Origin of the sequence: Saccharothrix sp. CCNWYY140 (assembly GCF_037401995.1) — a bacterium.
In the GTDB taxonomy this organism is placed as follows: domain Bacteria; phylum Actinomycetota; class Actinomycetes; order Mycobacteriales; family Pseudonocardiaceae; genus Actinosynnema.
Window position 1 is genome coordinate 1 of sequence record NZ_JBBEGC010000225.1, and the last position, 6,647, is coordinate 6,647.

General features: G+C 70.8%; 6 protein-coding genes. 3 read left to right on the plus strand and 3 right to left on the minus strand.

What is annotated here, in order from left to right:
• Window positions 1-127: 127 nt before the first annotated feature.
• The 3 genes from WBN91_RS38755 to WBN91_RS38765 form a co-directional block, all read right to left on the minus strand.
• Entirely contained in the window at window positions 128-1,279 is a 1,152-nt protein-coding gene (locus tag WBN91_RS38755) for a cystathionine gamma-synthase (RefSeq protein WP_337729273.1), read from the minus strand.
• A 205-nt stretch (window positions 1,280-1,484) separates the two neighbouring features.
• A complete protein-coding gene (locus WBN91_RS38760; RefSeq protein ID WP_337729274.1) occupies window positions 1,485-2,609 on the minus strand; it encodes an RDD family protein in 1,125 nt (374 codons plus the stop codon).
• Between the two features lie 115 nt (window positions 2,610-2,724).
• Window positions 2,725-4,095 (minus strand): cystathionine beta-synthase, encoded by a 1,371-nt coding sequence (locus WBN91_RS38765; protein WP_337729275.1) that lies wholly within the window; start codon window positions 4,093-4,095, stop codon window positions 2,725-2,727.
• 106 nt (window positions 4,096-4,201) lie between these two features.
• On the opposite strand from WBN91_RS38765, the gene WBN91_RS38770 reads away from it, so the two are divergent.
• The 3 genes from WBN91_RS38770 to WBN91_RS38780 are packed head-to-tail and all read left to right on the plus strand — an operon-like array spanning window position 4,202 to window position 6,558.
• Window positions 4,202-5,002: an SGNH/GDSL hydrolase family protein gene (locus WBN91_RS38770; protein WP_337729276.1), complete on the plus strand. Its 801-nt coding sequence runs from the start codon at window positions 4,202-4,204 to the stop codon at window positions 5,000-5,002.
• 56 nt (window positions 5,003-5,058) lie between these two features.
• Entirely contained in the window at window positions 5,059-6,279 is a 1,221-nt protein-coding gene (locus WBN91_RS38775; protein WP_337729277.1) for an acetyl-CoA C-acetyltransferase, read from the plus strand.
• A gap of 57 nt (window positions 6,280-6,336) precedes the next feature.
• Window positions 6,337-6,558 (plus strand): hypothetical protein, encoded by a 222-nt coding sequence (locus tag WBN91_RS38780; RefSeq protein WP_337729278.1) that lies wholly within the window; start codon window positions 6,337-6,339, stop codon window positions 6,556-6,558.
• Window positions 6,559-6,647: the final 89 nt, after the last annotated feature.

Consider the following 6,647-nt stretch of genomic DNA (forward strand, 5'->3'; position numbering starts at 1 on the left):
GGCCATACGGTGGGGGAACCGAGGCCCTCCACTTGTAGGTAACACCTACCGCGCGCTCCGCGCGCGAAGACCGCGCTCCGCGCGCCGAAAAGCCGTGCGCTGTGCCCTCGAAGCGTCGTGGCCTGCGTCAGTCGAGCGCTGCCACCAGGTCCGACACCAGGTCCTCGCCGGACTCGATGCCCACGGACACCCGGATCAAATCGGCCGGCACCTCCAACATCGACCCGGCCGTGCTGGCGTGCGTCATCTTCCCGGGGTGCTCGATCAGCGACTCCACCCCACCCAGCGACTCGGCCAGCGTGAACAGCTTCGTCCGCGAGCACACCCGCAGCGCAGCCTCCTCGCCGCCCTCCACCGTGAACGAGATCATCCCGCCGAACCGCTTCATCTGCTTCGCCGCGACCTCGTGCCCGGGGTGTTCGGGCAGGCCTGGGTACAGCACCGACGTCACGCGGGGGTGGCGGAGCAGGGCCTGGACGACCAGCTCTGCGTTGTCCGAGTGCTTCTCCATGCGGACTTCTAGGGTCTTGATGCCCCGCAGTGTCAGCCACGCGTCGAACGGGCCGGGGACCGCGCCTGCGCCGTTCTGGAGGAAGCCGAAGGCCGCGTCCAACTCGTCGTCCGAGGTCACGAGGATGCCGCCGACGACGTCGGAGTGGCCGCCGACGTACTTGGTGGTCGAGTGCAGGACCACGTCCGCGCCCAGGGCTAGCGGGCTCTGGAGGTAGGGCGAGGCGAAGGTGTTGTCGACCACGAGCCGCGCGCCGGCCGAGTGCGCTACCTGGGCCAGCAGCGGGATGTCGGCGATGTTGAGCAGCGGGTTGGTGGGCGTTTCGACCCAGACGACCTTCGTGTTCGGGCGGATCGCCGCGCGCACCGCGTCCACGTCGGACAGGGGCACCGGGGTGTGCTCGACGCCCCACTGGCTGAGGACCTTGTCGATCAGGCGGAACGTGCCGCCGTAGGCGTCGTTGGGGATGACGACGTGGTCGCCCGGGCGGCACATCGCGCGGAGGGCCGTGTCGGTGGCGGCCATGCCGGAGGCGAAGGCTCGGCCGTGCCTGCCGCCTTCGAGGGCCGCCATGCACTCCTCGAGTGCCGCGCGGGTGGGGTTGCCGGTCCGCGAGTACTCGAAGCCGCCGCGCAGGCCGCCCACGCCGTCCTGGGCGTAGGTGGACGTGGCGTGGATCGGGACGATGACCGAGCCGGTCGTCGGGTCCGGGTCCTGGCCCGCGTGGATTGCCCTGGTCGCGAAACCGTAGGGGGCGAAGTCCGTCATGTCACAAGGGTACGACCGGGTGAAAAAACACCGCCCGCTGGCCTAATCGGCTGTATCCACTGCGCCGCCTCGGGCGTCGGGGCTCGGCCGCCTGAGGTCGGCTCGTCGCGTGGCGTTTCCCGCCGATCGGAAGGACGTGATCGTCGGGAAACGCGACGCGACAAGCCGACACGGCCTCGCGGGCGGTGTCACGACAGGTGCGAAGTCACCACTGCTGCGGCGGCTGCTGGCCGTACGGGTTCTGCTGCTGACCGTAGGGGTTCTGCTGCTGCTGGCCGTACGGGTTCGCGGGCTGGCCGTAGGACTGCTGGCCCGGGTACCCGCCGCCGGGCATCCCGGTCTCCGGCGCGTTCACGACGATGGTGCCGAGGATCTTGTCGGCCCACGTCTGCTTCTTGACCTCCCACAGCGGCGCGAACCAGCCCGCGTAGCAGGGCAGCGAGTCGACGAAGTGGCACAGGTGGCGGACGAAGGCGTTGCCGAAGCCGATCGGCTGCATCGTCTCTTCCTTGAGCAGCTTGATCTTCGCGACCTTCTTGCCCAGGGACTGGCCGGTGGTGCCCGCCAGGTACCAGGAGTTGTAGATCATGAAGCCGAGCAGCGCCAGGTAGCCGACACCGGCCAGCAGGAACGCCAGCGTCGGGTCGCCGGTGGCCGAGCCGATGCCGACCAGGATGCCGACGACGACGCCGGGGGCGCCGTAGTCGATCAGGGCGCCGACCGCGCGCGAGCCCCACTCGGCGTAGCCGGTGGGCGGGGCGCCGTAGGCGGCGGGCTGGCCGTAGCCGGGCTGCGCGCCCCACGCCTGCTGCTGCTGGGGCTGGCCGTACGGGTTGGCCTGCTGCGGCTGGCCGTACGGGTTCGCCTGCGGCTGGCCGTAGGGGTTGGACTGCGGCTGCTGCTGGCCGTACGGGTTCTGCGGCTGCTGCGGCTGGCCGTACGGGTTGGACTGCGGCTGCTGCCCGTAGGCCGGCGGCTGCTGGGGCTGCCCGTACTGGCCGGGCTGCTGGGGCTGGCCGTAGGGGTTGGGCTGCTGCGCCGGGAACCCGCCCGACCCGGGCGGCTGCTGCGCCGGGAAGCCACCCGACGCCGACGGCGGCTGCTGGGTCGCGCTCGGCGGCACGACCTGCGTGGCGTCCGGGTTCACCGCCTGCTGCGGGCCGGACGAGGGCACCACCTGGGTGGCCTCCGGGGGCGGGAACGCAGGGGACGAGCCGCCGCTCGGCACGACCTGGGTCGCGTCGGCGTTCGGGGGCTGGGCACCCTGCCCCTGCTCCTGCTGGTTGTGACCGCCGAAATGCTGGTTCCCTGGCGGCTGAGGAGCGTTCATCGGAGTTTCCAACCCCCTTGGCGTGGGCCGTAGGTGTATGAGTCGGTGGCCAACGCTAGCGGATGAGCTCGCGCCGGCCACCGGCAACCGGTGAACGTGTCGTTGCCGACCTGCGTCAGCGTCCCGCGAGGAAGCCCAGGAGGTCCTGGCGGGTCACGACGCCGGCGGGCTTGCCGTCGTCGAGCACGAGGGCGCCGTCGGCGGCCGACAGCGCCGTCATCGCCGCGCTGATGGACTCGCCGGACCCGATGGTGGGCAGCTTGACCGACATGTGCGCGTCGAGGCGGTCGGTGAGCTGGGCCTTGCCGGTGAACAGGGCGTCGAGCAGGTCGCGCTCGTTGACCGCGCCCGCCACCTCGGCCGCCATGACCGGCGGCTCGGCGTTGACCACGGGCATCTGGGACACGCCGTACTCGCGCATGATCGCCACGGCCTCGGCGACCGTCTCGTTCGGGTGGCCGTGCACCAGGTCGGGCATGGTGCCGTCCTTGCGCCGCAGCACGTCGCCGACGGTCGCGCCGGACGTGTCGGGCGACATGAAGCCGTACTGCGCCATCCACTTGTCGTTGAACACGCTGGACAGGTAGCCGCGGCCACCGTCGGGCAGCAGGACGACGACCACGTCGTCCTCGGTGAGGCCCTCCGCCACGCGCAGCGCCGCCGCGACGGCCATGCCGCACGAGCCGCCGACCAGCAGGCCCTCCTCGCGGGCCAGGCGGCGGGTCAGGTCGAAGGAGTCCTTGTCGGACACGGCCACGATCTCGTCGCAGACGTTCCGGTCGTAGGCGTCCGGCCAGAAGTCCTCACCGACGCCCTCGACCAGGTACGGCCGCCCGGTGCCGCCGGAGTAGACCGAGCCCTCCGGGTCCGCGCCGATCACCTTCACGCGGCCCTCGGAGATCTCCTTGAGGTACTTGCCGGTGCCGGAGATGGTGCCGCCGGTGCCGACGCCCGCGACGAAGTGGGTGATCCGGCCCTCGGTCTGGCGCCACACCTCGGGGCCGGTGCCGTGGTAGTGGCTCGCCGGGTTCTCCGGGTTGGCGTACTGGTTGGGCTTCCACGCGCCGGGGATCTCGCGGACCAGGCGGTCGGACACGTTGTAGTAGGAGTCCGGGTGCTCCGGCGCGACCGCGGTCGGGCACACCACGACCTCGGCGCCGTAGGCCTTGAGCACGTTGCGCTTGTCCACGCTGACCTTGTCCGGGCAGACGAAGACGCACTTGTAGCCCTTCTGCTGGGCCACCAGGGCGAGGCCGACGCCGGTGTTGCCCGACGTGGGCTCGACGATCGTGCCGCCCGGCTGGAGTTCGCCGGAGCGTTCGGCGGCCTCCACCATGCGCAGCGCGATCCGGTCCTTCACGCTGCCGCCGGGGTTCAGGTACTCGACCTTGGCCAGGACGAGCGGCTTGAGCCCCTCGGCGACCTTGTTCAGCTTCACGAGCGGCGTGTTGCCGACCAGGTCCACGACGCTCTCGACGTACTCCACCGCAGGTCCCTTCCCACAACGCGAGATGACTTGCGCAGCGTAACCGCTGCGAGTGGACGCGCGAGCCGCGGCGGTTTGGCGGGTAATCCCGTCGGCTTTGTGGACGATGGTCTCCGAGGGGGTGGTGACCGTGCGGTGGTGGCGGTTCGTGGCGGTGGTGCTGGGCGCGGTGAGTGGCGTCACCGGACTGGCGTACGGCCTGTTCACGCGGCAGTCCCGGCGCGCGCGGGTGGTCATCGGGGTGCCCGACGCCCCGCCGCCGCGCGCCGACGGCGTGTACGGGGAGGGTGACGACAAGCCGGTGCGGTTCGCCGTAGTGGGCGATTCGATGGCGGCCGGGTTGGGGGTGGACGACCCCGCCGAGCTGCCCGGGGTGCTGCTGGCGACCGGTCTGGCGGAGGAGTTGGAGCGGCCCGTGCGGCTGGAGACCTACGCCATCAGCGGGTCGACCACGCGGGACCTGTCGGCGCAGGTGGACCGGGTGGTCGCGGACCCGCCGGAGCTGTGCCTGGTGATCATCGGGGCGAACGACGTGACGAGCCGGGTGCCGGTGGGGGTGTCGGCGGCGTTGCTGGGGGTGCAGGTGCGGCGGTTGCGGGAGGCCGGGGTCGGCGTGGTGGTGGGGACGTGCCCGGACCTGGGGTCGATCGAGCCGATCGCGCAGCCGCTGCGGTCGGTGGCCCGGGAGTGGAGCCTGCGGCTGGCGCGGGCGCAGCGGCGGGAGGTGCTGGCGGCGGGCGGGGTGCCGGTGGCGTTGGGCGACCTGCTCGCGCGGGAGTTCGTGACGCGGCGGGAGTACTTCAGCCGGGACCGGTTCCACCCCAGTGCCGCCGGGTACGAAGCGGCTGCATCGATCCTGCTGCCCCCGTTGGTCGGCGTCCTGCGTCACGAGTGGTGGCCGCGTTGAACAAGCGTTAACTAGGCTGCAAGGCACGCTCTGCGGCGAAACAAAGGAGTTCCGTAATGCCTGAGGCCGTGATCGTCTCCGCAGCCCGGTCGCCCATCGGGCGTGCGGGCAAGGGTTCGCTCAAGGACGTCCGCGCGGACGACCTCACCGTGCAGGTCCTGAAGGCGGCACTGGCGAAGGTCCCGCAGCTGGACCCGAACGACATCGACGACCTGATGCTCGGCTGCGGCCTCCCCGGCGGCGAGCAGGGCTTCAACATGGGCCGGGTCGTGTCCGTGCTGGCCGGCTTCGACCAGCTGCCCGGCACCACCGTGACCAGGTACTGCGCGTCCAGCGTGCAGACCACCCGCATGGCGCTGCACGCCATCAAGGCGGGCGAGGGCGACGTGTTCATCAGCGCCGGCGTGGAGACCGTGTCGTCGTTCGCGCGCGGCTCGTCGGACAGCTGGCCGGGCACCCACAACCCGCTCTTCACCGACGCCGAGACCCGCACCAAGTCCGTGGCCGAAACCGGCGCAAGCGAGTGGGTCGACCCGCGCACGCGCGGCGAACTGCCCGACATCTACATCGCGATGGGCCAGACCGCGGAGAACCTGGCCCTGTCCAAGGGCATCTCCCGCGAGGAGATGGACCACTTCGGCGTCCGCTCCCAGAACCTGGCGGAAAAGGCCATCGCGAACGGCTTCTGGGCCCGCGAGATCACCCCGATCACCCTGCCCGACGGCACGACCGTCTCCACCGACGACGGCCCCCGCCCGGGCGTCACCTACGAGGGCGTCGCGGGCCTGAAGCCCGTCTTCCGCCCCGACGGCCGCGTGACCGCCGGCAACTGCTGCCCGCTGAACGACGGCGCGGCGGCGTTGGTGATCATGAGCGACACCAAGGCCAAGGAGCTGGGCATCACCCCGCTGGCCAGGATCGTCTCCACCGGCGTGTCCGGCCTGTCCCCCGAGATCATGGGCCTGGGCCCCGTCGAGGCGTCGAAGCGCGCCCTGGCCCTGGCCGGCATGTCCATCAACGACATCGACCTGGTCGAGATCAACGAGGCCTTCGCGGCCCAGGTCATCCCGTCCTACCAGGACCTGGGCATCGACCTGGACAAGCTCAACGTCAACGGCGGCGCCATCGCGGTGGGCCACCCGTTCGGCATGACGGGCGCAAGGATCACGACCACCCTGATCAACTCCCTCCAGTTCCACGACAAGCAGTTCGGCCTGGAGACCATGTGCGTCGGCGGCGGCCAGGGCATGGCGATGGTCATCGAACGACTGAGCTGACACGCGTCACACTTCCGCCCCTGACGCGTCCTACCAGGTAGTAGGGAGGTCGGGGACATGACGTACGTGTGGTGGCACAGCGGGTACGACTCGCTGTGCCACGCCTTTTCCGCACAACAGGCTTCGAAGGCCTACTTCGAAGCGGCCTGCACCCATTCGGTACCCCCGGAACACCTGGTCAGACGCCCGGAGGGCACCCTCTGCGTGGCCTGCCTGATCAAGGTGGGCAGCGAACTACCGGAAGCAGACCACCACCCAGCCACAACCTGGCGCGACTGACCCAACCGCACACGCGCCAGGCTTTTCACGAAGCTGCCGCACGGCACACCTCTGCCTGGGCTTCTTGCTTGTGTCATCCCCGTATGGCC

Excerpts from the sequence above, each read along its gene's own strand:
- WBN91_RS38755 (WP_337729273.1), bottom strand. The coding sequence starts at position 1,279 with ATGACGGACTTCGCCCCCTACGGTTTCGCGACCAGGGCAATCCACGCG.
- WBN91_RS38775 (WP_337729277.1), top strand. The coding sequence starts at position 5,059 with ATGCCTGAGGCCGTGATCGTCTCCGCAGCCCGGTCGCCCATCGGGCGT.
- WBN91_RS38770 (WP_337729276.1), top strand. The coding sequence starts at position 4,202 with ATGGTCTCCGAGGGGGTGGTGACCGTGCGGTGGTGGCGGTTCGTGGCG.
- WBN91_RS38760 (WP_337729274.1), bottom strand. The coding sequence starts at position 2,609 with ATGAACGCTCCTCAGCCGCCAGGGAACCAGCATTTCGGCGGTCACAAC.
- WBN91_RS38780 (WP_337729278.1), top strand. The coding sequence starts at position 6,337 with ATGACGTACGTGTGGTGGCACAGCGGGTACGACTCGCTGTGCCACGCC.